The sequence below is a fragment of the Rhodococcus sp. W8901 genome, from assembly GCF_013348805.1.
Lineage (GTDB): Bacteria > Actinomycetota > Actinomycetes > Mycobacteriales > Mycobacteriaceae > Prescottella.
Genome location: NZ_CP054690.1, coordinates 4,274,782 through 4,301,775, shown reverse-complemented (window position 1 = coordinate 4,301,775; position 26,994 = coordinate 4,274,782). Strand labels below are relative to the sequence as shown.

Annotated in this window: 27 protein-coding genes; 12 read left to right on the top strand and 15 right to left on the bottom strand. The window is 68.2% G+C overall.

Translation table 11 applies throughout. From position 1 onward, the window contains the following. Nucleotides 1-230: 230 nt before the first annotated feature. The gene (locus HUN07_RS20135; protein WP_114718911.1) at nt 231-1,526 is read left to right on the top strand and encodes a helix-turn-helix transcriptional regulator; all 1,296 of its coding nucleotides are present in this window, start codon (nt 231-233) and stop codon (nt 1,524-1,526) included. Nucleotides 1,527-2,065: 539 nt separating this feature from the next. On the opposite strand, the gene HUN07_RS20130 is transcribed toward HUN07_RS20135, so the two are convergent. From HUN07_RS20130 to HUN07_RS20090, 9 genes are all read right to left on the bottom strand, one after another. Next, a complete protein-coding gene (locus HUN07_RS20130; RefSeq protein WP_174912243.1) occupies nt 2,066-2,464 on the bottom strand; it encodes a hypothetical protein in 399 nt (132 codons plus the stop codon). After that, on the bottom strand, nt 2,461-4,062 hold the full coding sequence (locus tag HUN07_RS20125; protein ID WP_174912240.1) for an acyl-CoA synthetase: 1,602 nt from the start codon (nt 4,060-4,062) through the stop codon (nt 2,461-2,463). Before HUN07_RS20125 ends, HUN07_RS20130 begins: the two co-directional genes overlap by 4 nt. Further along, entirely contained in the window at nt 4,059-4,895 is an 837-nt protein-coding gene (hcaB, locus tag HUN07_RS20120) for a 3-(cis-5,6-dihydroxycyclohexa-1,3-dien-1-yl)propanoate dehydrogenase (protein ID WP_114718914.1), read from the bottom strand. The genes HUN07_RS20125 and hcaB overlap by 4 nt, the downstream gene beginning before the upstream one ends. Further along, a complete protein-coding gene (locus HUN07_RS20115) occupies nt 4,892-5,773 on the bottom strand; it encodes an alpha/beta fold hydrolase (protein WP_174912237.1) in 882 nt (293 codons plus the stop codon). Before HUN07_RS20115 ends, hcaB begins: the two co-directional genes overlap by 4 nt. A gap of 64 nt (nt 5,774-5,837) precedes the next feature. Then, complete coding sequence (locus tag HUN07_RS20110; protein WP_114718916.1) at nt 5,838-6,410, bottom strand: aromatic-ring-hydroxylating dioxygenase subunit beta; 573 nt, start codon at nt 6,408-6,410, stop codon at nt 5,838-5,840. A gap of 7 nt (nt 6,411-6,417) precedes the next feature. Further along, the gene (locus HUN07_RS20105) at nt 6,418-7,647 is read right to left on the bottom strand and encodes an NAD(P)/FAD-dependent oxidoreductase (RefSeq protein ID WP_174912234.1); all 1,230 of its coding nucleotides are present in this window, start codon (nt 7,645-7,647) and stop codon (nt 6,418-6,420) included. Then, nucleotides 7,644-7,994, bottom strand: a complete 351-nt coding sequence (locus tag HUN07_RS20100) for a bifunctional 3-phenylpropionate/cinnamic acid dioxygenase ferredoxin subunit (protein ID WP_174912232.1) — start codon at nt 7,992-7,994, stop codon at nt 7,644-7,646. Before HUN07_RS20100 ends, HUN07_RS20105 begins: the two co-directional genes overlap by 4 nt. Beyond that, a complete protein-coding gene (locus HUN07_RS20095; RefSeq protein WP_114718919.1) occupies nt 7,991-9,328 on the bottom strand; it encodes an aromatic ring-hydroxylating dioxygenase subunit alpha in 1,338 nt (445 codons plus the stop codon). Before HUN07_RS20095 ends, HUN07_RS20100 begins: the two co-directional genes overlap by 4 nt. Nucleotides 9,329-9,346: 18 nt before the next feature. Beyond that, nucleotides 9,347-10,162, bottom strand: a complete 816-nt coding sequence (locus HUN07_RS20090; protein ID WP_174912229.1) for a 2-keto-4-pentenoate hydratase — start codon at nt 10,160-10,162, stop codon at nt 9,347-9,349. A 162-nt stretch (nt 10,163-10,324) separates the two neighbouring features. Here HUN07_RS20090 and HUN07_RS20085 point away from each other — a divergent pair, with 162 nt between their 5' ends. The 4 genes from HUN07_RS20085 (at nt 10,325) to groL (ending at nt 14,003) form a co-directional block, all read left to right on the top strand. Then, nucleotides 10,325-11,296: a zinc-binding dehydrogenase gene (locus HUN07_RS20085; RefSeq protein ID WP_114718921.1), complete on the top strand. Its 972-nt coding sequence runs from the start codon at nt 10,325-10,327 to the stop codon at nt 11,294-11,296. Then, nucleotides 11,293-11,727 (top strand): PaaI family thioesterase, encoded by a 435-nt coding sequence (locus tag HUN07_RS20080; protein ID WP_114718922.1) that lies wholly within the window; start codon nt 11,293-11,295, stop codon nt 11,725-11,727. The genes HUN07_RS20085 and HUN07_RS20080 overlap by 4 nt, the downstream gene beginning before the upstream one ends. A gap of 245 nt (nt 11,728-11,972) precedes the next feature. Beyond that, nucleotides 11,973-12,275 carry a co-chaperone GroES gene (gene groES / locus HUN07_RS20075; RefSeq protein WP_005518479.1) on the top strand — a complete coding sequence of 101 codons (303 nt, stop codon included), beginning with the start codon at nt 11,973-11,975 and terminating at the stop codon, nt 12,273-12,275. Nucleotides 12,276-12,389: 114 nt separating this feature from the next. Continuing rightward, nucleotides 12,390-14,003, top strand: a complete 1,614-nt coding sequence (gene groL, locus HUN07_RS20070) for a chaperonin GroEL (protein WP_114718923.1) — start codon at nt 12,390-12,392, stop codon at nt 14,001-14,003. An 80-nt stretch (nt 14,004-14,083) separates the two neighbouring features. Here the strand turns inward: groL and HUN07_RS20065 are convergent, their stop codons facing one another. The 4 genes from HUN07_RS20065 to HUN07_RS20050 all read right to left on the bottom strand — a co-directional run bounded on the left by HUN07_RS20065 (nt 14,084) and on the right by HUN07_RS20050 (nt 16,636). Next, complete coding sequence (locus HUN07_RS20065) at nt 14,084-14,788, bottom strand: anti-sigma factor (RefSeq protein WP_114718924.1); 705 nt, start codon at nt 14,786-14,788, stop codon at nt 14,084-14,086. A 1-nt stretch (nt 14,789) separates the two neighbouring features. Further along, a complete protein-coding gene (locus tag HUN07_RS20060; RefSeq protein ID WP_174912227.1) occupies nt 14,790-15,455 on the bottom strand; it encodes a sigma-70 family RNA polymerase sigma factor in 666 nt (221 codons plus the stop codon). A 63-nt stretch (nt 15,456-15,518) separates the two neighbouring features. Beyond that, a complete protein-coding gene (locus tag HUN07_RS20055) occupies nt 15,519-16,181 on the bottom strand; it encodes a fasciclin domain-containing protein (RefSeq protein ID WP_174912225.1) in 663 nt (220 codons plus the stop codon). Between the two features lie 164 nt (nt 16,182-16,345). Then, nucleotides 16,346-16,636 carry a WhiB family transcriptional regulator gene (locus tag HUN07_RS20050; protein WP_174912223.1) on the bottom strand — a complete coding sequence of 97 codons (291 nt, stop codon included), beginning with the start codon at nt 16,634-16,636 and terminating at the stop codon, nt 16,346-16,348. A 562-nt stretch (nt 16,637-17,198) separates the two neighbouring features. Here HUN07_RS20050 and HUN07_RS20045 point away from each other — a divergent pair. From HUN07_RS20045 to HUN07_RS20035, 3 genes are all read left to right on the top strand, one after another. Beyond that, entirely contained in the window at nt 17,199-18,038 is an 840-nt protein-coding gene (locus HUN07_RS20045) for a hypothetical protein (RefSeq protein ID WP_174912220.1), read from the top strand. A 129-nt stretch (nt 18,039-18,167) separates the two neighbouring features. Next, nucleotides 18,168-18,746 carry a sigma-70 family RNA polymerase sigma factor gene (locus tag HUN07_RS20040; protein WP_031938667.1) on the top strand — a complete coding sequence of 193 codons (579 nt, stop codon included), beginning with the start codon at nt 18,168-18,170 and terminating at the stop codon, nt 18,744-18,746. After that, the gene (locus HUN07_RS20035; protein ID WP_174912217.1) at nt 18,739-19,719 is read left to right on the top strand and encodes an anti-sigma-D factor RsdA; all 981 of its coding nucleotides are present in this window, start codon (nt 18,739-18,741) and stop codon (nt 19,717-19,719) included. The genes HUN07_RS20040 and HUN07_RS20035 overlap by 8 nt, the downstream gene beginning before the upstream one ends. A gap of 80 nt (nt 19,720-19,799) precedes the next feature. Here the strand turns inward: HUN07_RS20035 and HUN07_RS20030 are convergent, their stop codons facing one another. Beyond that, nucleotides 19,800-20,204, bottom strand: coding sequence for a DUF5319 domain-containing protein (locus HUN07_RS20030; protein ID WP_114718928.1), 405 nt, complete (start codon nt 20,202-20,204; stop codon nt 19,800-19,802). 208 nt (nt 20,205-20,412) lie between these two features. On the opposite strand from HUN07_RS20030, the gene guaB reads away from it, so the two are divergent. The 4 genes from guaB (at nt 20,413) to guaA (ending at nt 26,679) form a co-directional block, all read left to right on the top strand. Beyond that, nucleotides 20,413-21,936, top strand: a complete 1,524-nt coding sequence (gene guaB / locus HUN07_RS20025; RefSeq protein WP_174912214.1) for an IMP dehydrogenase — start codon at nt 20,413-20,415, stop codon at nt 21,934-21,936. 30 nt (nt 21,937-21,966) lie between these two features. After that, entirely contained in the window at nt 21,967-23,106 is a 1,140-nt protein-coding gene (locus HUN07_RS20020; protein WP_114718930.1) for a GuaB3 family IMP dehydrogenase-related protein, read from the top strand. A 196-nt stretch (nt 23,107-23,302) separates the two neighbouring features. Beyond that, nucleotides 23,303-25,066 (top strand): FAD-dependent oxidoreductase, encoded by a 1,764-nt coding sequence (locus tag HUN07_RS20015; protein ID WP_174912211.1) that lies wholly within the window; start codon nt 23,303-23,305, stop codon nt 25,064-25,066. A gap of 41 nt (nt 25,067-25,107) precedes the next feature. Beyond that, a complete protein-coding gene (guaA, locus tag HUN07_RS20010; RefSeq protein ID WP_174912210.1) occupies nt 25,108-26,679 on the top strand; it encodes a glutamine-hydrolyzing GMP synthase in 1,572 nt (523 codons plus the stop codon). A gap of 65 nt (nt 26,680-26,744) precedes the next feature. Here guaA and HUN07_RS20005 read toward each other — a convergent pair whose 3' ends face one another. Further along, nucleotides 26,745-26,963 carry a hypothetical protein gene (locus HUN07_RS20005; protein WP_114719004.1) on the bottom strand — a complete coding sequence of 73 codons (219 nt, stop codon included), beginning with the start codon at nt 26,961-26,963 and terminating at the stop codon, nt 26,745-26,747. Between the last annotated feature and the right edge of the window lie 31 nt (nt 26,964-26,994).

Sequence of the window (26,994 nt, the reverse complement as noted above, 5' to 3'; positions counted from 1 at the left end):
ACCTCGAGTGTAGTGGGTCACTTATGGACGCGATTTCGCGGCCTGGGGACCGCCATTGGTAATGGTTGACGACTGCGGTGCAAGCGACCGGATCGGATTCGAGTTTGGCGGTAGCGGTCGGTGTCCGACGTGAGGTGCACCAGCGAGATCCATCCGGAAGCATTGGCCAGTAAGGGTTTTCATCGGCTCCCATCGCGACTCCCTAAGCGCTTCAGGGTAGATGTGGGTCCATGATCGTCCCGAAAGCGGATGTAATTCGGATTCGTGCTCGAAGGCCCAGAACCAGAACATCACTCATTGCCGAATTCGACCTCGTGCAAACAGACGAAATCGGCGATAATCGAAGAACCCCGTGCTGTGCACCCGACCTCCACAAGGGGTGGTCGATGATCAGAGTCGATGAATTCTCCCGCCTTGTGTCCGCCATCTACGCGACGGCCCTCGCTCCCGAACAGTGGAATTCGGTACTCCGCGGTCTCGTACGCGCCTTCGACGGTCACGGTTCCGGCCTGCTGACGTCGTCGAGGAGCAAGCGACGAGCCGACTGGCAGGTCGGTGGTGAGCCTTCCGCACAAGCCGCCTACAACGAGTACTACGGTCGACTCGACTATGTGGCAGAAGTCGTGGAAAGCGCTCCGATCGGCATCATTCACACCGGCACCGAGTTGATCTACCCCCACGTGAACACGGAGTTCTACGCCGACTGGTGCCGCCCCAATCATTTCGAGGACGGCCTGTTCGTCCGACTGACCAGCGGTAGCAACACCGCGTGGCTGGGAGTTGCCGCCGAGCGTGGCCCGGAACCGTTCGGAACCACCGATCGGCTTTCGTCGTTCCGACAGTTGATTCCGCACCTACAACAGGCAATTCACACCCAAGCGAGACTCGCGGACCTTGCGCAGAGTGAACGCGACCTGTCCGCGGCGCTCGAGCAGGTGTCGCGCGGCATCGTGATCATTGGACCGGACACACGGATTCTGCACCTCAACACCGCAGCCGAGAGAATCTTCGTTTCCGGCGACGGCCTTCACCTCGATCGGCAGGGATCTATTTCAGCGTCCCTCACGCGTTCTGATCGAGAACTCCGCTCTCTCATGTACCGCGCGCTGAACGCACACGGCGACGGTGTTTCCTCCGGAGGCTCAGTCTCCTGCCCCCGCCCGTCCGGACGATGCGAATATGCAGTTCACGTGGTCCCTCTCAGTGCGGAGACCGTCGAGGAAACCATCGGACTGGACGCATCGAAGGCCACCGCACTCGTGGTGATCGACGACCCCGATCGCGTACCCAAATTGGACACCGCCATGTTGCGCCGGCTGTACGCGCTCACCAGCACGGAGGCGGAGGTTGCGCTGCGGGTCGCTCAGGGCGATGGGTTGAGGCCGATCGCCGAGGAACTCTCCGTCTCGACCACCACGGTCAGAACCCATCTTCAGCACATCTTCGAGAAGACCACCACGCACCGCCAGGCCGAACTCGTCCGACTCCTTCTGTCCATCGGCCCGGCAGGCAACCCCGGGCCATAGCTTCGAACAGTGCCGGCCGCATACCGGGATTTCTGTGACTCGCTTCCGGATGAGCTTGGGCGAGCGCTTGTGTGAGGTAGTCGATAGGGCCCTGCCGTCAGGACACGGGAGCAGATCCTGCAGGTGTTCGCGGATGTGGCCCTGCACGCACGATTCTCGCGGATCGACAACTACGGGCAGTATCGGGGGATGCCGCTCAGTCGGTGTTTCGGGAAGGTGCGCTGACAGCGTCGGAAGGCGGGGCTGCGATGGGTTCGGAGTCGATTCCGGCGAGGAGACCACGACGAATCGTGTCGTCCGACGCGCAGGAGATCTTGAATTGGTACCGCGATGCGCTCGCAGGCGGATGGGCCGTAACGTCGAATCTGCAGTGCCAGTGCCAGTAGGAGTGCGTGACATCGATGAGTCGAGGCCGGCACCCGGGGCGACGCACTGACGGATGTACCGGAAGGTGTCTCGTATGGGGGCGCCGCGGGAGGCCCCGAAAACGTAAGACGGGCAGTGGGATTCGGTGGAATCCCACCGCCCGTGCGGCGTGATCAGAGGGGGAGGTCGTCGACGGCGGTCGGCGCGTCGGCGACCCAGCCGGGCTCCATGACCAGGAGGGAGAGCTCGGTGATCCCCCGGCGCTCGCCCGGGACGTCGACGTCGACGACGTACCGGAACCCGGCGTCCTCCGCGAACGCGATCGCGGCCAGGTCGCCGGCCGGGACCGGCAGCACGATGCGTCGGCAGGCCGGGTTCTCTCGAAGGACCCGCTCCCCGAGCCCGCGCAGGGTCTCGGCGTCGCGCGGGCCACGGATGTCGAGCTCCAGGTCGGCGATGCCGGCCGGGTACGCGTTGCCGAGCGGCCCGCGCACGGCGTACCGCGCGCGGACCTCGACCGGAGCGTCACCGTCGTTGACGCCGTACGTGAGCGGCCAGCCCGGCGTGCTCATCGGCTCAGCGAGCCGTGGCCGTCGGCGGCCAGCTTGCGCAGCGAGACCTTGTCGAGCTTTCCGGATCCGTTGCGCGGCAGCGAGTCCAGCACCAGCAGCTCCTTGGGGAGCTTGTACCGCGCGAGGCGCTCGCTGGTGAACTCGCGGATCTCCTCGAGCGTCGGATCGGTGTCGGTCGACACGACGAGGACCGCGACGACGATCTCGCCCCACTTGGGGTCCGGGGCGCCGACGACGGCCGCGTCGGTCACGCCCGGGTACTCGACGAGCACCCGTTCGACCTCGGCCGGGTAGACGTTCTCGCCGCCCGTGATGACCATGTCCTTGATCCGGTCGACGATGTAGAGGAATCCCTCCTCGTCGAGGCAGCCGAGGTCACCCGAGTGGAACCAGTTCTCGGCATCGAACGCCGCGTCCGTGGCCTTCTGGTTGGCCCAGTAGCCCGGGGTGACGTTCGGTCCGCGCACGCAGATCTCGCCGGCCGCGTTGGGCTCGGTGAGCGTTGCACCGGTCACCGGATCGACGATCTTGATCTCCGTGAACGGCATCGGCAGACCCGCCGACGACGCCCGCTCGAGCGTGCGCTCGGGCGGCAGTGACGTCGCGAACGGCGCCGTCTCGGTCAGGCCCCACGCCTGCTGCAGCGCGACACCGTGGTGGCCGTATTCCTTGACCAGGCTGGGCGGCACCGGCGCGCCGGCAACGATCGCCGAGCGCAGGTGCGAGAGGTCCGCGTCCGCGAAGTGCGGCAACTGGGCGATCGCCGAGAACATGGCCGGCACCGCGAAGATCGTGTTGATCTTGTACTCCACCAGGTCGGCGAGCGTGCGGGCCGGGTCGAACGTGCGGCGCACCAGCGTCGCACCGCCGCGGGCGAGGCTGCGCAGCGTGAACGAGTTGAGGCACCCGATGTGGAACAGCGGCGCCACCGCGAGGTTCACGTCGCGGCGGTTGGTGTCCACCACGGAGTCCACGTTGAACGAGTTCCACCAGATGTTGCCGTGCGTGAGCATGACGCCCTTGGGGCGGCCGGTCGTACCCGACGTGTACATCAGCGCGGCCAGGTCGTCCGCGAAGCGGGGGAGCGGGGTGAGTTCCACCTCGAGTGCCGCGCCCCGTGCAAGTGCGGCTGTCAGCTTCTCCCAGCGCTCGGACGGCTCGTCGGTCAGCGGCACCGCGTCGTCGTTGTCGACCGCGATGAGCCGCGGCGGAAGCACCGCCGGGTCGATCTCGTCGACCAGCGGCATGTGGCCGGGCTCGACGACCAGCACGCGCGGTCCGAAATCGCCCAGCTGGTAGGCGATTTCGGCGGAAGCGAGCCGGAAGTTGACCGGCACGAAGACCGCGCCAACCCACGCCGACGCGAGGTAGCTCACGAGGAAGGTCGGGCTGTTGAGGCCGAGGTAGCCCACCCGGTCGCCCTTGCGGACGCCCGTCGCGTGCAGCGCCAGCGCCGCCGAGTGCACGCGCGCGGTGAGCTCGCGGTAGTTCAGCTCCTGGCCCTCGTAGATGAGGGCGGTGTTGGCGCCGTGCAGTCGGCCCAGCGACTGCAGTGCGCGGGCGGGGCTGATGTTCACAGGGGTCTTGTCGGTGCTCACAGATCGTCTCCGCCCGCTGCGGTGCGGAATCCGCGAGCGGCGATGCCGCCGTCGACGGGAATGATCGCACCGGTGATGTTGGAACTGTTGGCCGCGGAGGCCAGCAGCACGTACGGCGCCGTGAAATCGGCAGGTTCGACACTCGCGTCGTGCAGCGGCAGGAGCGGGTTGTCACCCGTCGTGGTGCCGCGCGCGAACGACGCCTCGATGGAACGGTCGGCCAGTCCGATCGACTCGGGGCCGCGCAGGTCGGTGCGCATGCCGCCGGCAGCGACACCGTTGACGCGAACCTTGGGAGCCAGCTCGTACGCCAGTTCGAGCACGAGTCCGCGGCAGGCGTGCTTGCTCGCGGTGTACAGCGGTCCGCCTCCGTTCGGATAGAAGGCCGAGTTCGACAGCGTCATCACGACGCTGCCGCGGGTCTTGACCAGCTCACGCCACCCCGCCTCGACGGCCAGCAGATAGCCCTTGACGTTGATGGCGAACAGCTCGTCGAATGCCGCGGACAACGCGTCGCCGTCCAGCCGGGTGATGCTGCGCTGGTAGTCCCAGATACCCGCGTTCGGCACCAGGGTGTCGAGTTTACCGAAGCGCGCGACGGCCTCGGTGACCGCGCGATGCTGGTCGGTGGTGGACCGGACGTCGGCCTCGACGGTGTGCACCCGGTCGGCGAGATCGCCGACCGACTCGATCAGGTCGTCCAGCTTGGCGGTGTCACGGTCGGCGACCACGACGGAGGCACCCTCGGCGAGGAAGCGCTCGGCGATCGCCCGGCCCAGCCCGGAGCCTCCGCCGGTGATGAGGGCGACGTTGCCCTCGAGCCACCCGGTCATGCGTCCCCCGAACAGTCCGCCAGGAAGTCGGCCACGAGCCGCTCGAACTCCTTCTGACGCTCGACCTGGACCCAGTGGCCGCACTTGCTGAACGCGTGCAACTGCACGTCGGGGATCTGCTTGAGCATCAGCTGCGAGCCCTCGAACGTGATGGTGCGGTCCTCGGTGCCCCACAGCAGCAGCGTCGGAGCCTTGATCTTGTGGGCGTTGCGCCACAGCGGATCCATGCCGTGGCGGCGGGCGAACGCGGCGTTGTAGCGGTGGTAGAACTCGATGTGGCTCTCGTCGAGCGACGCCTCGTAGCGGGCCTCGATGTTCGCGTCGTCGAACTGCTTGGGATCGGCGACCATCGTGCGGACGAAGTCCTTCATCTTCTTCACGCTCGGGCCGCCGCCGTTGTAGTAGCGGAACATGGCCTTCTGGCCCTCGGTCGGCGTCGGGCCGAACGGCAGCCAGCCGCCGCCCGGCGCCATCAGCACCAGACGGGTCACCCGCTCGGGGACGGCGAGCGCGAGCGCGATCGCGGCGGCGCCGCCGAGGCTGTTGCCCATGAGATGGAACTTCTCGATGCCCATCGCATCGAGGGTCTGGATCAGTGCGTCGACGGTGATCTGCGTGATGCTGCGCTCGTGCAGGTCCTCGTCGGTGGGGCGGTAGCTGCCGCCGAAGCCCGGCTGGTCCGGCAGGACAACGCGGAAGTGCGGCGTCAGTGCCGGCAGGTTCTGGCTGTAGTTGGCGATCGCCGACGCGCCCGGGCCGCCGCCGTGCAGCATCACCAGGACGGGGCCACTGCCGGCCTCGCTCACCTTGATGGTGCCCAGCGAGGTTTCGACCTCGCGGGTGCTCAGGGCTGTCTCCGCCGCTGCATTCGTTGTCACTGTTTCACGCGCTCCTGTGTCTGGGAAGAGTCGGTGTCGGGAGGGGATCGTCGCCGTGGCGCGATCAGAAGAAGGTGCTGATGTTCTTGGCCAGCAACACGTTCTGGTCGAGCAGGATCGTGCGGCGGGCGACGAGCAGCGAGCCGGGAGGGCCGTCGGGGTTCTCGCGGAGGATGTCCTCGCGTCCGCCCGAGTAGATGTCGACCTCGCGTTCGAGACGGTTGCGGTAGACGAGGAAGTTCGAGCGGACGTGCCATTGGCCGATCTCGCGCTCGTCCTCGTCGGCGTGGCGGACCACGACGTTGCTCACCAGGTGCCGGGTGCGCGACGGCGGATCCTCCGCCCACGCCATGCCGGAGTCGAAGCGGCGGATGCGCCACGCCAGGCTGGCGCGGGTCTCGTCGAAGAATGCGGCCTCACCGCGCGCGGCGACCGCGAGCGACTGCTGGCGCCGCAGGCGGTTGGTGCGGGTGGGAGCCCAGTAGTGCAGGTCCTCCGCCAGCAGGTCGAGCCAGTCGGTGAACCGGCCGTCGTCGATCAGCTCTGCTTCGTGGAAGTACAGCTGCTGCACCCGGAAGTGGGTGTCGGCGTCGGCGGTGGGGCGCTGCGTGGTCGGCTGGGTGGTGTCGGTTGCCATGAGTCAGTCATCCTTTGGCGAGCTTGCGCAGGTTCACGGTCGGGTCGGCCAGCGCGGCCGGATCGACGGGAAGTGCGCGGTCGATGATGATGCGCGCGGCCCGCACGGCGGGGCCGCCGTCGATGAACGCGGCGCCGACCAGGGTGTTGCCCCGGACCCGGAACGCCATCTGCGGTCGGGTGGCGTCGTCGGGGTGCGGCCGGATCACGGTCTCGCCCTCGGCGGTCATCGATCCGACGCCCTGCACGTGGATGCCGTGCCGGTCGGACCAGAACCACCCCGCGCACTCGGGCTCGGGGTCTTCTCCCAGGACGCGGGCGGCCACCGCGCGTCCGTTGAGTTGCGCTGCCTCCCAGTGCTCCTCGCGACGATGGAGTGTGCCGTCGGCATCGCGTCGGCGTGCCACGTCACCAGCGGCGTACACCGCGGGATGGCTCGTCCGCAGGTTCTCGTCCACCAGGACACCGCCGTCGACGTCGAGGCCCGCGGTTTCCGCGAGTTCGGTCGACGGGATCGAGCCGATGCCCACCAGGACCGCGTCGGCGGGGAGTTCGTCGCCGGTCGTGAGGACGACGACCACGCTGTCGTCGTCAGTCGAGCGGATCTCGGCGACGCCCGCCGCGTGCACGTCGATGCCGTTGGCGGCGTGCTGGTCGTGGAGGTAGCGCGCGAGCTCCGGGCCCACGGCGGGGGCGATGGGGGGATCGATCGGATCGACCAGGGTGACGGACGCTCCGAGCTGCAGTGCGGCGGAAGCGGTCTCGGCACCGATCAGGCCCGCGCCGATCACCACCAGGCGAGCGCCGGGTACCAGGCGGGCCTTGAGTGCGCGGGCATCGTCGATGGTGCGCAGCAGGTGGACCTGCGGCAGGCCACCGCCGGGCACCGGCAACGGACGCGCGCCGGCGCCGGTGGTCAGGATCGTCACGTCGGCGTCCAGACGAGTGCCGTCCGCCAGTTCGACCACACCCTCGTCGGGCTTCAGTGCCGTCACGGCGACGCCGGTGCGCAGCGTGACCCTCTGTGCGAGATACCAATCCGGCTTGGCGAGAGCGAGATCTGCCTCGTCGGCGGTACCGAACATGAACGCCTTGCTCAGCGGCGGACGGTCGTACGGCGCGGGTCCGCCGTCGACGAGGGTGATCTCACCCTCGAAGCCGCGGGCCCGCAGTTCGCCGGCGGCGCTGACTCCCGCCAGACCGCCGCCGACCACGACGACTGCGGAGGGGGTACTCACTGCGCCTCTGCGTTCTGGCCGGGGTAGAGCCAGATCTCGTCGTCGGTGACCTCGACCTTGTGGGCCGCGACGTCCTCGGTGGCCGGCATCGAGAGCACCGAGCCGGTGCGCAGGCAGAACTTGCCCGAGTGCAGCGGGCATTCCACCTGGCCGCCCTCGATCCAGCCGTCGGCGAGCGACGCCTCGCCGTGGGTGCAGCGGTCGTTCAGGGCGAAGTACTCGCCGTCGTCGTGGAAGACGGCGATCGGCTCGCCGGTGCCGGTCTGCTCGGCGTCGACGACCAGCGCCTCGCCGTCCTCGATGTCGCCGACCGCGCCGACCTTGATCCTGGTGATGGTCTCGCTCACTTCGCGCCCTTTTCGTGCCATGCCGGTGTGTTCATCAGTTCTGCCCAGCGTCGGTAGAAACCGCGGCCGGCGGCGTCGCTGTACAGCTCGCTCGTCTTGCCGGGGTAGACGCCGTCCTCGCGCTCGCTGCCCAGGCCCATCTGGTAGTTGAGCGGCACACTGTTGGTGATGAAGCCGCCCGCGATGGCCTGGCACTCGCTCCAGTTCTCTCCGTCGTCCTGCTCGAAGATGCCGCTGGGACCGAACGTGCGCAGGTTGTACAGGCGCTGGGCCTCACGTACTTCCTCGGGCATGGACTTGTCGACGATCGTCCACGCCCAGACCTCCATCTTGTCCGGGCCCTTCGGGTGCCAGACGCGGATGCTGCCGTTGACCGGCAGGTACGAGAAGTTCGGGAAGACGGTCGCGTGGCCCGTGGTCATCGGGCCCTCGACGCGCTCGTCGCCGAGGCGCTCACGCAGCGCGTCGTAGTCGTAGTACTCGTGCACCGGCTGAGCGTCGAAGCGGCTGCGCGGATGCGTCGGGAACCCGGCGCCGTGCCCCATCGGATCGCTGAACTGGCGGCCCGGCGTGTTGACGATCTCGGCCTTCGGCCCACGGCCGGTGGGGGAGAGCACCATCAGCGCCGACGCGTGCGACATGTTGACGTGGTACCAGTCGGTGGCGAACTGCTCGGCCGCCAGCTTCCAGTTGCCGTCCAGCACCCACTTGTGGATACCGCCCACGGCGACCGTGCCCTCGGGATCGCGGTCGAGCATCGCGTCCATGTAGTAGGTCATCCCGCCGAGTGCTTCCTTCAGCGGCGGTGCGTCGGGGTTCCACGTCGCGAAGACCAGGCCGTGGTACGTGTCGAGCTGTGCGACCTCGACCAGGCCCCAGTCCTTCTTGTCGAAGCTCTCCGGGTAGCCCGCCTCGTTGGGGACGCTGACCAGCTTGCCGGCGGTGTCGAAGCTCCAGCCGTGGTACGTGCACGTGAAGTTCTTGGTGGCGCCGAAGTCGGCGCGGCACACGCGGGCGCCGCGGTGGCGGCAGGAGTTGAGGAACGCGCGGATCTTGCGGTCCTTGCCCATCGACACGATCACCGGATCCTCACCCATGAAGGTGGTGAGGAAGTCGCCCGGCTTGGCGAACTGCGACGTGTGGCCCAGGAACAGCCAGCTGGGCGCGAAGATGCGGCGCAGCTCCTGCTGGTAGATCGCGTGGTCGGTGAAGACCGCACGGTCGACGTAGCCGTTGTCGCCGTCCACCATCGTGGACACGTCCACGAACTTGGTGAGGGCGGCCGGCCTCTGGATCGAACCCTGGGGAACGGCGTTGCCGTCGGAGGTACACATAGGTCGTCTTCCTTCGAGCTAGACGATGCGGACGGTGACGTCGGGCAGGCCCGGCGAGGTGACACCGAAGGTGGAGCCGGCGGCCAGCGGGACCGCGGCGTGGACGGCGCCGGCCAGGACGAGGTCCCCCGCGCGCAGGTGATCGCCGTACTGCGCGAGCGAATCTGCCAGCCAGACAATGGCGTTGAGCGGGTGATCGAGCACCGCGGACCCGGGCCCCTCGCCGACGGTCTCGCCGTCGCGGGTGAGCGTGAGGATCCGTTCCGGGAGCGTGTCGAGGAGTTCCCGGGTGGCGGGAACACCCGGACCCGCGACCAGACGGGCGCTCGACGCGTTGTCGGCGACGGTGTCGACGAGGCCGATCTTCCAGTCGGCGATGCGGCTGTCGATGAGTTCGAGGCTGAGCATCACCTCGCCGACCGCATCGCGCACCTGCTCGAACGTGAATGCGGACTCGCCGGGCACCAGGTCGCTCGCGAGGCGGAACGTGAACTCCGCCTCGGCGCGCGCGGCCACGAGGTCGTCCAGGGCCTGCTCGCCCTCGTGCGGGACCACCATCGTGTCGAGGATCGCGCCGAAGTCGGGCTGGTCGACACCGAGTTGGCGCTGCATCGCGAGCGACGTCAGCCCGATCTTGCGGCCGACGACCCGTTCGCCGGCCTCGACCCGACGCGCGATGTTGCGGCGCTGGATCTCGTACGCGTCGGCCACGGTGAGGTCCGGGTGGGACGAGGTCGGTTGCGCGATCGGCCGCCGAGTGCGCTCCGCCTCGGCAAGCTCTGCGGCGAGCGAGGGGACTGCCGCATGCAGCGCGCCCCTGGTGTCAGTTGGCATGCGTACAGGAGACCGTCGGGGCGACACCGAGTGCCAGCGGTCGTGCCGAGGTACGGCACGGTCTCTCGCGCGAGGGCCCGGCGGGCGTCGACCATGGGTATCCGAACACGTATTTCACGACCGCTGCACCCGGCGGTTGTGTCCGACAGCACAGGAGAATCCATGCTCGCAGCCGTCGCCGTCGCCCAGAACGCGGACGATCCGCTGAGCGGTCTCGAACTCCGCGAGGTTCCCGACCCGGTCGTTCCGGACGGTTGGGCCAAGGTCGCGGTGCGGTCGTCCGCGCTCAACATGCACGACGTGTGGACGCTGCGCGGCGTCGGGCACCCGGCCGATCGGATCCCGATGATCCTGGGCTGCGACGCGGCCGGTGTGGACGAGGACGGCAACGAGGTGATCGTCTACCCGGTGATCGCCGACGCCGACGGTGGTGGCGGCGACGAGACGCTCGACCCCGGCCGTGCGCTGCTGTCCGAGCAGCACGACGGTGCGTTCGCCGAGTACCTCGTGGTGCCCCGGCGCAACCTGATCCCCAAGCCCGAGTGGCTGTCGTTCGACGAGGCGGCGTGCCTGCCGGTCGCGTGGACCACCGCGTACCGGATGCTGTTCACGCAGGCGCAGATCAAGGCCGGCGACCGCGTCCTGGTGCAGGGTGCCGGCGGTGGCGTCGCGACCGCCGCGATCAGTCTGGCGGCCGCCGCGGGCGCCAAGGTATACGCCGCGAGTCGCAGTGCCGAGAAGCGTGCGAGCGCGCTCGAGCTCGGCGCGCACACCGCGATCGAGGCCGGCGCCCGGCTGCCCGAGAAGGTCGACGTGGTGATCGAGACCGTCGGCGAGGCCACGTGGGCGCACTCGATGCGCGCGCTACGTCCCGGGGGCACCATCGTCATCGCGGGTGCGACGTCCGGCTCCAACCCGTCGGCCGACCTCACCCGCATCTTCTACCTCCAGCAGCGCATCCTCGGGTCCACCGGTTGCACCCGGGCGGAGCTGGTGTCGATGCTGCGGATGATGGACGCCACCGGACTGCGACCCAAGATCGACCGCGTGATTCCGTTGCAGGACATCCACTCCGGGTTCCAGGCCATGATCGACGGCGACGTCAACGGCAAGGTCGTGGTGAAGGTCTCGTGAGCATCTGGATCGGCGATCCCACCATCGAGATCGCGAACGAGAAGGGCGTCGACACCCTCAACCGCAACCTCGGCATCGAGCTGACGGAACTGACCGAGAACTCGCTCGAGGGCCGGATGCCGGTCGACGAGCGCACCAAGCAGCCCGCGGGCGTGCTGCACGGTGGCGCCTCGGTCGCGCTCGCCGAGACCCTCGCCAGCTGGGCGTCGATCTTCGCGGTGGATCGCAGCAAGTTCCATTGCGTCGGTATGGAGATCAACGCCAACCACGTCCGACCCGTGAGCTCGGGCTGGGTGCACGGCAAGGCGACGCCGCTGGCATTGGGCCGCAAGACGCACGTGTGGGAGATCAAGATCGTGAACGACGAGGGCAAGCTCGTGTGCATCTCGCGATGCACGATGGCCGTCCTGGAGACGCCGTCGCAGTACTGAATTCGTTCGCTGGAGGTGGCGCCGGAGCACTCGCTCCGGCGCCACGTCTGCGTTCGGGTCAGTGCGCTCGAGCGGACGCCACCCTTGAGTGCTGGCACTCTCATGTATAGAGTGCTAGTCGACACTGAGCGAGTCCCGGCACCCGCGACGACGGGGCGCGTGAAGAGTCACTGTGGTGACTGAATTGATGGTGGTCCGAGGAACAGCCTCGGGCCCGACAAACCCCTGAAAGTGGAGGGCTCATCGTGGCGAGCGTGAACATCAAGCCGCTCGAGGACAAGATCCTCGTCCAGGCCAACGAGGCCGAGACGACGACTGCCTCCGGCCTGGTCATCCCCGACACGGCGAAGGAGAAGCCCCAGGAGGGCACCGTCGTCGCTGTTGGTCCCGGCCGCTGGGACGAGGATGGCGAGAAGCGCATCCCCCTGGACGTCCAGGAAGGCGACACCGTCATCTACAGCAAGTACGGCGGAACCGAGATCAAGTACGCCGGCCAGGAGTACCTGATCCTGTCGGCTCGCGACGTTCTGGCTGTCGTCGCGAAGTAAGCCTTACGCCTCCCGCCCCGGAGTTCCGCATCGGACCCGGGGCGGAGTGCGTTCCGGCCGACACCCTGACATCCGTTCCGGGACGAAAACCCTGAGCCAGGAGTAGCTGAATCAATGTCCAAGCAAATTGAGTTCAACGAGAAGGCCCGGCGCGCGCTCGAGCGTGGCGTCGACCAGCTCGCCGACGCCGTCAAGGTCACCCTCGGCCCGCGCGGTCGGCACGTCGTGCTCGCCAAGGCATTCGGCGGCCCCACCGTCACCAACGACGGTGTGAGCATCGCCCGCGAGATCGAGCTCGAGGACCCGTTCGAGAACCTCGGCGCACAGCTCGTCAAGAGCGTCGCCACCAAGACCAACGACGTCGCGGGCGACGGCACCACCACCGCCACCGTTCTCGCGCAGGCGCTGGTGAAGGCCGGCCTGAAGAACGTTGCCGCGGGAGCCAACCCGATCGGCCTCGGAATCGGCATCAGCAAGGCCGCCGACGCCGTGTCGGAGGCGCTGCTCGCGGCCGCCACCCCGGTCGAGGGCAAGGAGGCCATCGCACAGGTCGCCACCGTGTCGTCGCGTGACGCGGAGATCGGCGAGCTGGTCGGCGAGGCCATGACCCGAGTCGGCGTCGACGGTGTCGTCACGGTCGAGGAGTCCTCGACCCTGCACACCGAGCTCGCCGTCACCGAGGGCGTCCAGTTCGACAAGGGCTACCTGTCGCCGTACTTCGTCACCGACATCGACGCCCAGCGCGCCGTTCTCGAGGACGCGCTGGTGCTGATGTACCGCGACAAGATCACCTCGCTGCCGGACTTCCTGCCGCTGCTCGAGAAGATCGCCGAGTCCGGCAAGCCGGTCCTCATCATCGCCGAGGACATCGAGGGCGAGGTGCTCTCCACGCTCGTCGTCAACGCGATCCGCAAGACGCTCAAGGCCGTCGCCGTCAAGGCGCCGTTCTTCGGTGACCGTCGCAAGGCCTTCCTCGAGGACCTCGCCGTCGTCACCGCCGGCACCGTGATCAACACGGACATGGGCATCACGCTCAAGGAAGCCGGTCTCGACCTGCTCGGCACGGCACGCCGCGTCGTCGTCACCAAGGACGAGACCACTATCGTCGACGGTGCCGGCACCGAGGCCGACATCGCCACCCGCGTCGCGCAGCTCAAGCGCGAGATCGAGAACACCGACTCCGACTGGGACCGCGAGAAGCTCGAAGAGCGCCTCGCGAAGCTGGCCGGCGGCGTCGCCGTCATCAAGGTCGGCGCAGCCACCGAGACGGACCTCAAGGAGCGCAAGTTCCGCGTCGAGGATGCCGTCAACGCTGCCAAGGCTGCGGTCGAGGAGGGCATCGTCCCCGGTGGCGGCTCCGCCATCGTGCAGGCCGGTCAGGTCCTCACCGACCTGGCTGCGTCGCTCTCGGGTGACGAGGCCACCGGTGTCGAGGTCGTGCGCACCGCGCTGCGCGCTCCGCTGTTCTGGATCGCCACCAACGCAGGCGTCGACGGTTCCGTCGTGGTCAGCAAGGTGTCCGAGGCGCCCAAGGGCCACGGCTTCAACGCCGCGACCCTCACCTACGGCGACCTGCTCGCCGACGGTGTCGTCGACCCGGTCAAGGTGACGCGTTCGGCTGTCGTCAACGCGGCATCCGTCGCGCGCATGGTGCTCACCACCGAGAGCGCCGTCGTCGAGAAGCCCACCGAGGAAGCAGCGGACGCCGGCCACGGCCACGCTCACTGATCTCCTCGGCACCAGCTGAGACGAAAGACCCCCGGACGGTTTCGTCCGGGGGTCTTCGGCTTTCGGGGACCCGCATCGGATCAGGTGAGCGGGATGGACGCGAACATGTCGCCCGTCGGGGACGTCGACCCGCCGGGCGGTTCCACCGTGAAACCGAGCTGGGTGGCACCGTCGATGCCCTCGAGCACCGCGGTCGTGGTGGGGGACACCTGGTCGGGGCCCATCGTGCCGGCCGGCACCGGCTCGTCGCCACGTACCAGCCACATCTGGTAGACGGTGTCCGACTTCGGCGGCGTGACACCGTTCATCACCAGCATCGCCGCGTTCGCGTCCTTCGAGTACATCGTGGTGGCCGTGCCGCCACCCGGAATCTCGGCTGTCACCGAGTGCATGTCGGGTGCGTCGAGGATCTGCGCGGTGACCGACGGTGTCGGCGGGGTCTCCGTGATCTGGTGACCGATGACCACGCCGCCGGCGAGCAGTGCCACCGCAGCGGCAACGGACGCGATCGCGATCCGCCATCGGCGCCCGGGCGTCCGACGGGCCGCGAGTTCGTCGCCCGTGACCTGACGGATCAGATTGTGGCGCAGGGATGCCGGCGGCGTGACTGCGACGAGGGAGCTGGCGGCGGCCATCGTCTCGCGGGCCAGCCGGACCGCGGCGTCGAACTCGGCGCGAGTCGCCTCGTCCGCCTCCGCCAGTCGTGCGTCGAGGTCGCGTCGCTCGGAGTCGTCGAGGGCGTGCAGCGCACAGGCGTGCGCCCATTCGATCAGATCGTCGTCCATCTCATATCACCCCCAGGCAGCCTCTGAGCCTTGTCAATCCGTCTCTGATCCGTGACTTCACGGTCGGCACCGCCACCCCGAGTTCGGCCGCCACCTCGCGGTACGTCCGGCCGCCGTAGTAGGCGAGCGTGACCGATTGTCGTTGAATGTCGGTCAACGCCTGGAGGCAGTCCAGAACTGCCTGCCGTTCGGCGCGGTGCTGCACATCCTCCGTGACCTGATCGAACTCGTCCACGCGGTTCGCAGTCTCGTAGACCACCTCACGATCGGAGTGGGACTGTTCCGACCGCACCCGGTCGACCGCGCGGCGGTGGGCGAGCGTCATCAGCCACGAGAGTGGTGATCCGCGTTCGGGATCGAAGTTGCCGGCCGATCTCCACACCTGGAGGTAGACCTCCTGAGTGGTCTCCTCCGAGAACCCGGGGTCACGCAGGACCCGCAGGACCATGCCGTACACCCGCGCGCCGGTCCGATCGTAGAAGTCCGCGAACGCAGCGCGGTCACCTTCGGCGATATCCGCCAACAACTTTCGCAGGTGAACCGATTCCTCGTGGCGGGCGGCGACGAGCTTCCCGTTGTCGACGGGGCATGCGTCATCGCCGCCGGAGGATCCGGCCGAGCTCACGTGTCCTCGTTCGAGTGCATCGAGGACCACCGTAGCGTTCATCGGCCGGATCCTCCCGGAGTGGGCGGCTCGTAGTGGCATGGTCGTGGACCGTCGTGACTATGACTACTGCGGCATCAGCACCGAGTCCACGAGGTACACGGTCGCGTTCGCCGTCTGCACGCCGCCGCACACGACTCCGGCCTCGTTCACCTTCAGGTTGTCTCCGGACCCGGTGACGGTGACGTCGGAGCCCTCCACCGTCGCGTGGGTCCCGTCGACCTGGCTGGGGGCCAACTGTCCCGGAACCACGTGGTACGTGAGGATCTTGGTCAGCAGGGCGTCGTCGGTCTTCAGCGTCTCGACGGTCGCCGGATCGAGCTTTGCGAACGCCGCATCGGTGGGAGCGAACACCGTGAACTGGCCGCCGTTGAGCGTGTCGACGAGGTTGACGTCGGGATTGAGTTGGCCGGACACCGCGGCGGTGAGTGTCGTCAGCATGGGGTTGTTCGACGCGGCGACCGTGACGGGATCCTGTGCCATGCCGCTGACCGAGCCCGGGCCGTCGGGAACCATCGCTGCGTACTCTGCACAGCCCGGACCGACCGGGTTCGCGGCCGCGGCGGTGGCACCCGAGGACATCATTCCGGACTCCGCCGAACCTGATGTCGTGGTGCTCGTCGTCGGGGCGTCGCCGGAGTTGTCGTCGGACGAACACGCAGCGACACCGAGCAACGCGATCGATGTGGTGGCGGCTACGGCGATGCGGCGGGACGTCTTGATGTTCATGGGACTGCCTTCCTGACGGGATGGTCTTCAGCACTGTCGGAAAGGCATTCGGAGTACCGGACGCCGCGGATGGGTCGACGCGGACACGACTGCGCCCGGGGAGACCTCGACGTCGAGGTCTACCCGGGCCTGCGCGTGTACTCACCTACGGGTGACGGGCACCCCTAAGCGATGCGGCGGCGCGACTGCCTGGTCAGCATCTCGCGCTCGGACTCCGACATCCCACCCCAGATCCCGTACGGCTCGCACACCGACAGCGCGTGGTTGCGGCACTGTGCCAGCACCGGGCACTGTTGGCACATCTCCTTCGCGCGGCTTTCCCGCTGGGCCCGAGCACGGCCACGTTCGCCGTCCGGGTGGAAGAACACGGCGGAGTCCACACCACGACACAACCCGTGCATCTGCCAATCCCAGATATCGGCATTCGGGCCGGGAAGATGATTCGGAACAGGCATCAGGACTCCTCTGTCAGCAGGCTCGCGGTGACGCTGCGAGCGGCCCGCCACCCCCCGGGATGACAAGACCTATGAAATCGGTTACGCCCCGCAACCGTAAAGGGGCATATGAAATCCCGTCAACACTTACGCTGAGTGGTGATTTCCATATCCCTGGAGCCAAGAATTAACGCCCTGGACATTTACATGGGGCGGCGGCTGTGATTGCGTAGCGACACGGGGGTCGATCGCTTCCGCGTTGGCCGACGTTGCCCTCACCTGGACGATCGTCCTGATTCTCCCCGACTGGTTGGTTACTCTGGAGTATTGTTCGGCGATTCTCGTTAACCTCGACGCCACATATTCTTCAAATTTGAATCATGTTCGCGCGGCGAATCGCCTTTATGGTGCACGAACATTATTAACAGGTCGTCCAGTTGGAGAAGTTTCAACGGTTCATCGTGTGTCTTCAGTCGCGTCTGCAATGGCTATCGGGGGCTATCGGGGGCTATCGGGGCGGGATCGGACGTCGGCCGACCGGTATGCGGAATGGCGTCGGCGCCCGCAGTGGCATGATCACCGGATGCCGCACGACCCGCACGACCCGCACGGCTCTCACGACTCGCACGGTCTTGGGGGCGCCGCCTTCGGTTCGGATCCCGGACGGAACCCGTTGCCGGTACCTGCCGATCCGCTGGGGCGCTGGTTGCGCGCCGTCGCACTGGGTGGACAGGGGCGGTACGCGCAGGCCCGGGCCGAGCTCGAACCGCTGCGCCGGATGTCCGCGACCGAGCCGGCGGTGGCCTCGCTCGCGGCCAGCACACAGGCATCCCTGCTGCGGCAGCTCGGCGCCCACGCCCTCGCTTCCGGCTACGACGGTGCCGCGCTGGCGCTGATCGGGATGACCCGTACCGGCGACCGATGGTGGCACGAGGCACGCTGCGATGCTCTGACGGGACTTGCTGCCGACGCGCTGGGATGCGGTCGGCTGGCGTTGGGGCGCACGCTCCTCGTCCGCTGCGAGGCGTACCTGTCTGCGGTCGGCGAACCGGACACGCTGTGGCGTCAGTACGTGAGACTGCACTGGGTGACGGCCGAGATCGCGCTCGCGGCCGGAGACTTCGCCGCCGCAACCGTCCATGCTCAGGCTGCGGTCGACCGCTCGGCCGACTGCCCGTCCGTGCGGCATCGGATCAAGTCCGAGCTGCTGTTCGCGGCGTCGGCGACCGGAAGGCCCGAGCCGGACCTCGCACTCGAGACCGCGGAGCGGGTGCTCGTCGACGCCGGTGCACACGGACTGGTCCCGTTGCGATGGGCGGCAGCGATGTTGGTGGACGGCGTGCGCCCGAATCCGGCCGCACGAGCGATCCGTGACGAATGCGCCGATGCGATCGCTCGCCGGGGCGGGAGGTTCTCGAAATGACCGCCCGATATTCGAACGATGCACTGACGCGTCGGACTCTGTCGTTACTCTTACAGACGTTCCGCCGTGAGGCGGAAGCACACCCGGCTGGGGGGACGTGCCACTGTAACGCCAGGATTCGCGCTGACGATGTCTAACACGGGTGAGGAGTTGAACTCCGCCGTCGCTGCCGCAGCGCAGGGCGATCGGAATGCTCTGGCCCAGGTCCTGAAGAGTATTCGCCCTCTGGTCGTGCGCTATTGCCGTGCCAGGGTCGGCGCCGCGGAGCGTGGGCAGTTGTCCGCGGACGATGTGGCGCAGGAGGTGTGCCTCGCGGTGATGACGGCACTTCCGCGCTACCAGGATCAGGGTCGTCCGTTCATGGCTTTCGTCTACGGCATCGCCGCACACAAGGTCGCTGACGCTCACCGAAACGCTGCGCGTAACAAATCCGATCCAGTTGCTGAAGTACCAGATGTCGTTTCCTCCGACGACAGTCCCGAAGAGCGGGCGCTGAGTTCGGAGACGAGCCGACAGGTGAACGCACTGCTTCAGACGCTTCCCGAGAAGCACCGCGAGATCCTCGTCCTTCGGCTCGTCGTCGGTCTGTCGGCGGAGGAGACGGCAGCAGCAGTCGGAAGCACCGCTGGCGCGGTGCGGGTGGCTCAACACCGAGCCATTGCCAAGTTGAAGAAGGAAGTGACGAGAGCAGGTGAGAGGCATGGCTAGGGGCCAGAATGGCGAGCCGGGCGATCCCCACGCCGATCTCGCTGGAAACGGCACGCCCGTCGACGTCGCCGCGGTGCGTCGCGACGATGCGCTGATCGACGCGATCGCCGGCGACCGTCCCGTCGCAACCGACAGTCCTGAGGAATACCAGGTCGCCGCGCTGCTCGCGAACTGGCGGACCGAGATCCTGGCGCAGCCCCTGCCGGCTGAACCGGACCTCGACGACATCGTTGCCCGCGTCCACCGCGAACTCGAGGCGCAGGACTCACTGTCGACCCGGTCGCGGTCCGGGCGCAGCCAACTCCGACTGCTCCGACCGATCGCCGCGGCCGCCGCCGTCGTCGCGATCGCGATGGGCGGCATGAGCATCTTCTCGTACAACGCCGAACCGGGCGACCCGCTGTGGGGCGTCAAGCAGGTGGTCTTCACCGAGCGGGCGGCCTCCACCGTCGCGAAGATCGACACGACGTCCAACCTCCAGGAGGCCGAACGTCTCATCGCGTCGGGTGATGCGGTCGGCGCGAAGGCCAAGCTCGACTCGGCCGGTGCGCGCGCGAGCGCCGTCAACGAGGCCGGGACCCGGGACGAGCTGAACGTGTGGCGCGACCGACTCCTGACCGAGTTGGGGAAGGTCGTGCCGCCACAGGCTCCGAACGTGCCGCCGACGACGACCCCGCCACCCGCCACCGCCGGCGACTCGTCGTCCACCAGTCCGGGGCTGGAGACGTCGGTTCCGGTCACGGAGTGGCCGTCGCCCACGATCGACCCCCGCATCCAGGGCGTGATTCCGGGCACCTCGACAGCGCCGTCACAGTCGCCATCGCCATCGGCGACCTCCTCACCGAACCCGGCGACCGCGACGTCCGAGACGCCGCCTCCCACGACGACCACGACGACGCCGCCTGCGACGTCGACCACACGGGCCACGAGTGGCTCACTGGGCGGACAGCCGCCGGTGACGCCCTCGCCCTGACGATTCAGGATGGATCCCGCACGAACGAGTACGGCCCGGCAAGCAATGCTTGCCGGGCCGTAGCCGTCGAGGGGTGACTCTCAGAGTTCGAAGCCGTCGCCGTGGAGGGCGTCGTTCATCGAGGCGTCCGCGTAGCCGCGGCAGTAGTCCCAGGTGACGTACGCGTCGGGCGACGGGTCGTACGCGGGCTCGTGCGGGCGGACCGTGCCGTCGACGAGCAGCTGGAGCAGGTTCGCGCGCAGCATGTCCCAGTCGTGGTAGTGGTCCTGCTGGCAGTCCTCGCAGCACACGACCAGTCCGCGAATTCCACGGTGGCCGAGCAGCGCCTCGTAGACGGCGAGGTCCGCGAGGTCCTCCTCCACGGCGAGACGCTCATGGGGATCCAGCGGCTGGCCCGGCTCGATCGCGTCGAGCGCAGCAGACGGGTCGGCAGGGTCACCGGCGAAGGGGTCCGGCGGAAGACCGGGAGGCAGTTGATCGCGCACAACACCACGGTACGCAGTTCATCCCGGTCTGCGCTAGCTGATAGCCGTGGGTGAGTCGCCGGGACGGCCCGCGTGCACTTTCGGGCGAGCCGATACCATGGTCCACGGAGGTCTGCGCACGGCAAATCCCGCACGGGAATCTTTCGTCGGCCCAGACTCTTCTTCCGTAATCAATATCAATCGACGCTTCATGGAGGGCCCGAGCCGCATGAGTAGTACCGGAGGGCACGTGCACACCGGGGGAGACGACCCGAACAAGGTTGCGATGCTGGGTCTAACCTTCGACGACGTGCTGCTGCTGCCGGCGGCTTCGGACGTCGTCCCCAACCAGGTGGACACCTCGAGCCAGCTGACCCGTGAGATCCGCCTCAACGTCCCGCTGGTGAGTTCGGCGATGGACACCGTCACCGAGGCCCGCATGGCCATCGCCATGGCGCGCGCCGGCGGCATGGGTGTCCTGCACCGCAATTCCGCCGTCGAGGCGCAGGCCGGATGGGTCGAGACCGTCAAGCGGTCCGAGGCCGGCATGGTGACCGATCCGGTCACGTGCAGTCCGTCGGACACCCTCGCCGAGGTCGACGCCAAGTGCGCGCGGTTCCGTATCTCCGGACTGCCCGTCACGGACGAGACCGGCACCCTCGTCGGCATCATCACCAACCGCGACATGCGGTTCGAGGTGGACGAGAACCGTCCGGTCGCCGAGGTGATGACCAAGGCGCCGCTGATCACCGCGCGCGAGGGTGTGACCGCCGAGGTCGCGCTCGGCCTGCTGCGTCGTCACAAGATCGAGAAGCTCCCGATCGTCGACGGCCACGGCAAGCTCACCGGGCTCATCACGGTCAAGGACTTCGTCAAGACCGAGCAGCACCCCAACGCCACCAAGGACCGCGACGGACGCCTGCTCGTCGGTGCGGCGGTCGGTGTCGGTGACGACGCCTGGGTCCGCGCGATGACGCTGGCCGACGCCGGTGCCGACGTCCTCGTCGTCGACAGCGCGCACGGCCACCAGATCAACATCTTGCAGATGATCGCGAAGCTCAAGGCCGAGATCGGCGACCGCGTCCAGCTCATCGGCGGCAACGTCGCCACCCGCGCCGGCGCTCTCGCTCTCGCCGAGGCCGGCGCGGACGCCGTCAAGATCGGTGTCGGCCCCGGCTCCATCTGCACCACCCGCGTCATCGCCGGTGTCGGCGCCCCGCAGATCACCGCGATCCTCGAGGCCACGGCCGCGTGCAAGGCACTCGGTGTCCCGGTCATCGCCGACGGCGGCCTGCAGTTCTCCGGTGACGTCGCCAAGGCGCTCGCCGCCGGCGCGTCCACCGCGATGCTCGGCTCGCTCCTCGCCGGCACCGCCGAGTCCCCGGGCGAGCTGATCCTGGTCGGCGGCAAGCAGTTCAAGAGCTACCGCGGCATGGGCTCGCTCGGCGCGATGCAGAGCCGCGGACAGGGCAAGTCCTACTCCAAGGACCGCTACTTCCAGGACGACGTGCTCGCCGAGGACAAGCTGGTCCCCGAGGGCATCGAGGGCCGGGTTCCGTTCCGCGGCCCGCTGTCGCAGGTGATCCACCAGCTCACCGGCGGCCTGCGCGCGGCCATGGGCTACACCGGCTCCGGGACGATCGAGCAGCTCCAGGAGGCGCAGTTCGTGCAGATCACCGCGGCGGGCCTCAAGGAGAGCCATCCGCACGACATCACCATGACCGTCGAAGCGCCGAACTACGCTGCCCGCTAAGCACTCATAACAATCGAGAAAGGGGCGCGCGTGCGCGACCTCGTCGAAATCGGCATGGGCAGAACTGCCCGACGCACCTACGAGTTGGACGACATCAACATCGTTCCCTCTCGCCGGACCCGTTCCTCGAAGGAGGTGTCGACGGCCTGGCAGATCGATGCGTACCGCTTCGACATCCCCGTCCTGGCTCATCCGACCGACGCGCTGGTGTCGCCGTCGTTCGCGATCGAGCTCGGCAAGGCCGGCGGTCTCGGTGTCATCAACGGTGAGGGCCTGTGGGGTCGGCACGCCGACGTCGAGGTCAAGCTCGCCGAGCTCGCCGAGATGGCCGAGAAGGAGATCGATCCCGACGCAGCCGTCGCACGCCTGCAGGAACTGCACGCCGCGCCGCTGCAGCCCGAGCTGCTCGCGGCAGCGGTCGCGCAGGTCCGCGACGCCGGTGTCACCACAGCTGTCCGCGTCAGCCCGCAGAACGCCCGCGCGCTCACCCCGGCGCTCGTGAAGGCCGGCATCGACCTGCTGGTCATCCACGGCACGATCATCTCGGCCGAGCACGTCGCGCACGGCGAGAGCGAGCCGCTGAACCTCAAGACGTTCATCTCCGAGTTGGACGTCCCGGTCATCGCCGGTGGTGTGAGCGACCACCGCACCGCGCTGCATCTGATGCGTACGGGCGCGGCCGGCGTCATCGTGGGCTACGGCTCCACCGAGGGCGCCACCACCACCCGTGAGGTGCTCGGCATCGGCGTGCCGATGGCGACGGCGATCGCCGACGCCGCCGCGGCTCGCCGGGACTACCTCGACGAGACCGGCGGACGCTACGTCCACGTCATCGCCGACGGCGACATCACGTCGTCGGGCGACTTCGCGAAGGCCATCGCATGCGGTGCCGACGCGGCCGTCATCGGTGCGCCCCTCGCGGTGGCGCAGGAGGCTCCGGGCGGTGGCTGGTTCTGGCCGTCCGCGGCCGCGCACCCGTCGATGCCGCGTGGCTCGCTGCTGCCGGTCTCGTACGGCGAGCGTCCGGCGCTCGACCAGGTCCTGAACGGGCCGTCGGACGACCCGTACGGTTCGCTCAACTTCGTCGGCGGCCTGCGCCGCTCGATGGCGAAGTCGGGCTACTCCGACCTCAAGGAGTTCCAGAAGGTCGGCCTGAGCGTTCGCGCCTGATCCACCTCGTTCCTGTGGCCGAATGTCACATCCGTTCAGTTGAACTGAACCGGTGTGACATTCGGCCACAGGCGTTTCGGGGAACCGCCACCGTTCGTGCGACCGGTGGTTACAGTTAGGGCACCCTTGTGGTACGAGTCACAGGACTGCGGTGCATACTGGCGAGTAACAAATCCGTTCATGGTGGAGGTGTCCTATGGGCAAGCAGCGCGCGACCGACTACGACGTGCTGATCGTCGGCTCCGGCTTCGGTGGAAGCGTCACCGCGCTCCGGCTGGTGGAGAAGGGCTACAAGGTCGGTGTGCTCGAGGCCGGGCGCCGCTACGCCGACGCCGACTTCGCGAAGACCAGCTGGGACCTCAAGCGCTTCCTCTGGGCACCGGCGTTGGGCTGCTACGGCATCCAGCGCGTGCACCTGCTGCGCGACGTTCTGATCCTCGCCGGCGCGGGTGTCGGCGGCGGTTCCCTGAACTACGCGAACACCCTCTACAAGCCACCGTCGTCGTTCTTCCGGGACCCGCAGTGGCGCGACATCACCGACTGGGACTCCGAACTCACGCCGCACTACGAGCAGGCCCGCAAGATGCTCGGTGTCGTCCAGAACCCCCACATGACCCCCGCCGACGAGGTCATCAAGTCGGTCGCCGAGGACATGGGCGTGGGTGACACGTTCATCCAGACGCCGGTCGGTGTGTTCTTCGGGGAGCCCGGCAAGACCGTCTCGGACCCGTACTTCGGTGGCGTCGGCCCCGACCGCACCGGCTGCATCGAGTGTGGTGAGTGCATGACCGGCTGCCGCCACGGCGCCAAGAACACCCTCATCAAGAACTACCTCGGCCTGGCGGAGAAGGCCGGCGCCGAGATCATCCCGATGACCACCGTCGAGTCGCTGTACGAGCGGTCGGACGGCACGTGGGACGTCGCGACCCACCGCACCGGGGCGAAGGTCCGCAAGCACCGCAAGACCTACACCGCCCAGTACGTCGTGGTCGCGGCCGGCACATGGGGCACCCAGCAACTGCTGCACAGGATGAAGGACACCGGGACGTTGCCGCGGCTGTCGAATCGCCTCGGCGAGCTCACCCGCACCAACTCCGAGTCCATCGTCGGCGCGGGCAAGTACAAGATCGATCCGGCGATGGATCTCACCCACGGCGTCGCGATCACGTCGTCGTTCCATCCCACGTCGGACACGCACATCGAGCCCGTCCGGTACGGCAAGGGCTCCAACGCGATGGGTCTGCTGCAGACGCTCATGACGGACGGTGGCGGCAGCACGCCGCGCTGGATCAAGCTGCTCAAGGTGATCGCCGCCAACCCGCGACAGATGCTCCGGATGCTCACCGTGAAGAACTGGAGCGAGCGCACCATCATCGCGCTCGTGATGCAGAACCTCGACAACTCGATCACCACGTACACCAAGAAGGGGATCCTCGGCCGCCGCAAGGTCACCAGCAAGCAGGGCCACGGCGAGCCCAACCCCACGTGGATCCCGGCCGGCAACGAGGCCACCCGACGGATCGCCGAGAAGATCGACGGTGTCGCGGGCGGCACGTGGGGCGAGGTGTTCAACATCCCGCTCACCGCGCATTTCCTCGGCGGTTGCACCATCGGGTCGGATGCCGACCACGGAGTCATCGACCCTTACCACCGCGTGTACGGCTACCCGACGCTCAGCGTCGTCGACGGTGCCTCGGTCTCCGCGAACCTCGGCGTGAACCCGTCGCTGACGATCAGCGCGCAGGCCGAGCGGGCGGCGTCGCTGTGGCCCAACAAGGGCGAGCAGGACAATCGTCCCGCGCAGGGCGCCGGCTACTCCCGGATCGCCCCGGTGGCGCCGAAGAATCCCGTGGTCCCGGCGGGTGCGCCGGCCGCGCTGACCCTGCCGATCGTCGAGATCCGTGGCGGTCGGACCGGTGGGCAGCCGGAGGGCACCGAGGCGGGGAGCGGGGTCGCCTAGGCGGGGGACGGCGCGGGAGCTGCGCATATTAGACTGTTCTGGTGTCAGAAACCCAGCAGGACAGGCCGGTTCTCGTCGTCGACTTCGGTGCCCAGTACGCGCAGCTGATCGCTCGCCGCGTCCGTGAGGCGAAGGTCTACTCGGAAGTGGTGCCGCACACCACGACCGTCGAGGAGATCGCGGCGAAGAAGCCGCTCGCCGTCGTCCTGTCCGGTGGGCCGTCCAGCGTGTACGAGGAGGGTGCGCCGCAGCTCGACGCCGCCCTGTTCGACCTGGGCATCCCCGTCTTCGGTATCTGCTACGGCTTCCAGGCGATGGCGAACGCGCTCGGCGGCACCGTCGCGCACACCGGCGGCCGCGAGTACGGCCGCACCGAGATGACCGTCAGCGGCGGCATCCTGCACGACGGCCTGCCCGCGACGCAGCCGGTGTGGATGAGCCACGGCGACGGCGTCACCGCCGCACCCGAGGGCTTCGAGGTCACCGCGTCCAGCGCCGGTGCACCGGTCGCGGCGTTCGAGGACCGCGCCCGCAAGCTCGCCGGCGTCCAGTACCACCCCGAGGTCATGCACTCCCCGCACGGCCAGCAGGTGCTCAGCCGGTTCCTGCACGAGATCGCCGGGATCCCCGGTGCGTGGACGGCGGCGAACATCGCGGAATCGCTCATCGAGCAGGTCCGCGAGCAGGTCGGCGACGGCAAGGCCATCTGCGCTCTGTCCGGTGGCGTCGACTCCGCTGTCGCGGCCGCGCTGGTGCAGCGTGCGATCGGCGACCGCCTCACCTGCGTGTTCGTCGATCACGGTCTGATGCGCGCCGGTGAGCGCCAGCAGGTCGAGAAGGACTTCGTCGCCGCGACCGGCGCCCGCCTGATCACCGTCGACGCGTCGGAGACGTTCCTGCGCGAGCTGGCCGGCGTGTCCGATCCGGAGACCAAGCGCAAGATCATCGGCCGCGAGTTCATCCGCAGCTTCGAGGGCGCGGTGTCCGAGGTGCTCGGCGAGAGCGCCGCGCACGGCGAGACCGTCGACTTCCTGGTCCAGGGCACCCTGTACCCGGACGTCGTCGAGTCCGGCGGCGGCACCGGTACCGCGAACATCAAGAGTCACCACAACGTCGGCGGCCTGCCCGAGGACCTGCAGTTCAAGCTCGTCGAGCCGCTGCGCCTGCTGTTCAAGGACGAGGTGCGCGCCGTCGGTCGCGAGCTGGGTCTGCCCGAGGAGATCGTCGGACGCCAGCCGTTCCCCGGGCCGGGCCTGGGCATCCGCATCATCGGTGAGGTCACGCAGGAGCGTCTCGAGATCCTGCGCCACGCGGATTCCATTGCGCGCGAAGAGCTCACGTCCGCCGGCCTGGACGGCCAGATCTGGCAGTGCCCCGTCGTGCTGCTCGCGGACGTCCGCAGCGTCGGTGTCCAGGGCGACGGCCGCACCTACGGGCACCCGATCGTGCTGCGCCCGGTCTCCAGCGAGGACGCGATGACCGCCGACTGGACCCGGCTGCCGTACGAGGTGCTCGAGCGCATCTCCACCCGGATCACCAACGAGGTCGCGGACGTCAACCGCGTAGTCCTCGACGTCACCAGCAAGCCGCCGGGAACGATCGAGTGGGAGTGATCCCGCACTGAACGCACGACAGCGCCCCGGCCACCACACAGGCTGGGGCGCTGTCGTCTGTGCGGCTAGCGCCGCCGACCCGGGGAGAACACCAGCGCCGCGCCGATGCCGACCGCGACGATCACGAACAGCCAGCGGGCGCCGACGTTGGCGAGCGGGTCGAGGGTGAACGGGCCGATGATGGCCCACGCACTGACCAGCAGCGCGGCGATGCCGGCCAGGAGCAGGCCTATAGATGGGAATCGCGACGGTGTCGCGGTGGACTGCTCGTCGGTGTCCGACATGCGTTCGGTGGTTTCCTGATTGTCAGCGTAT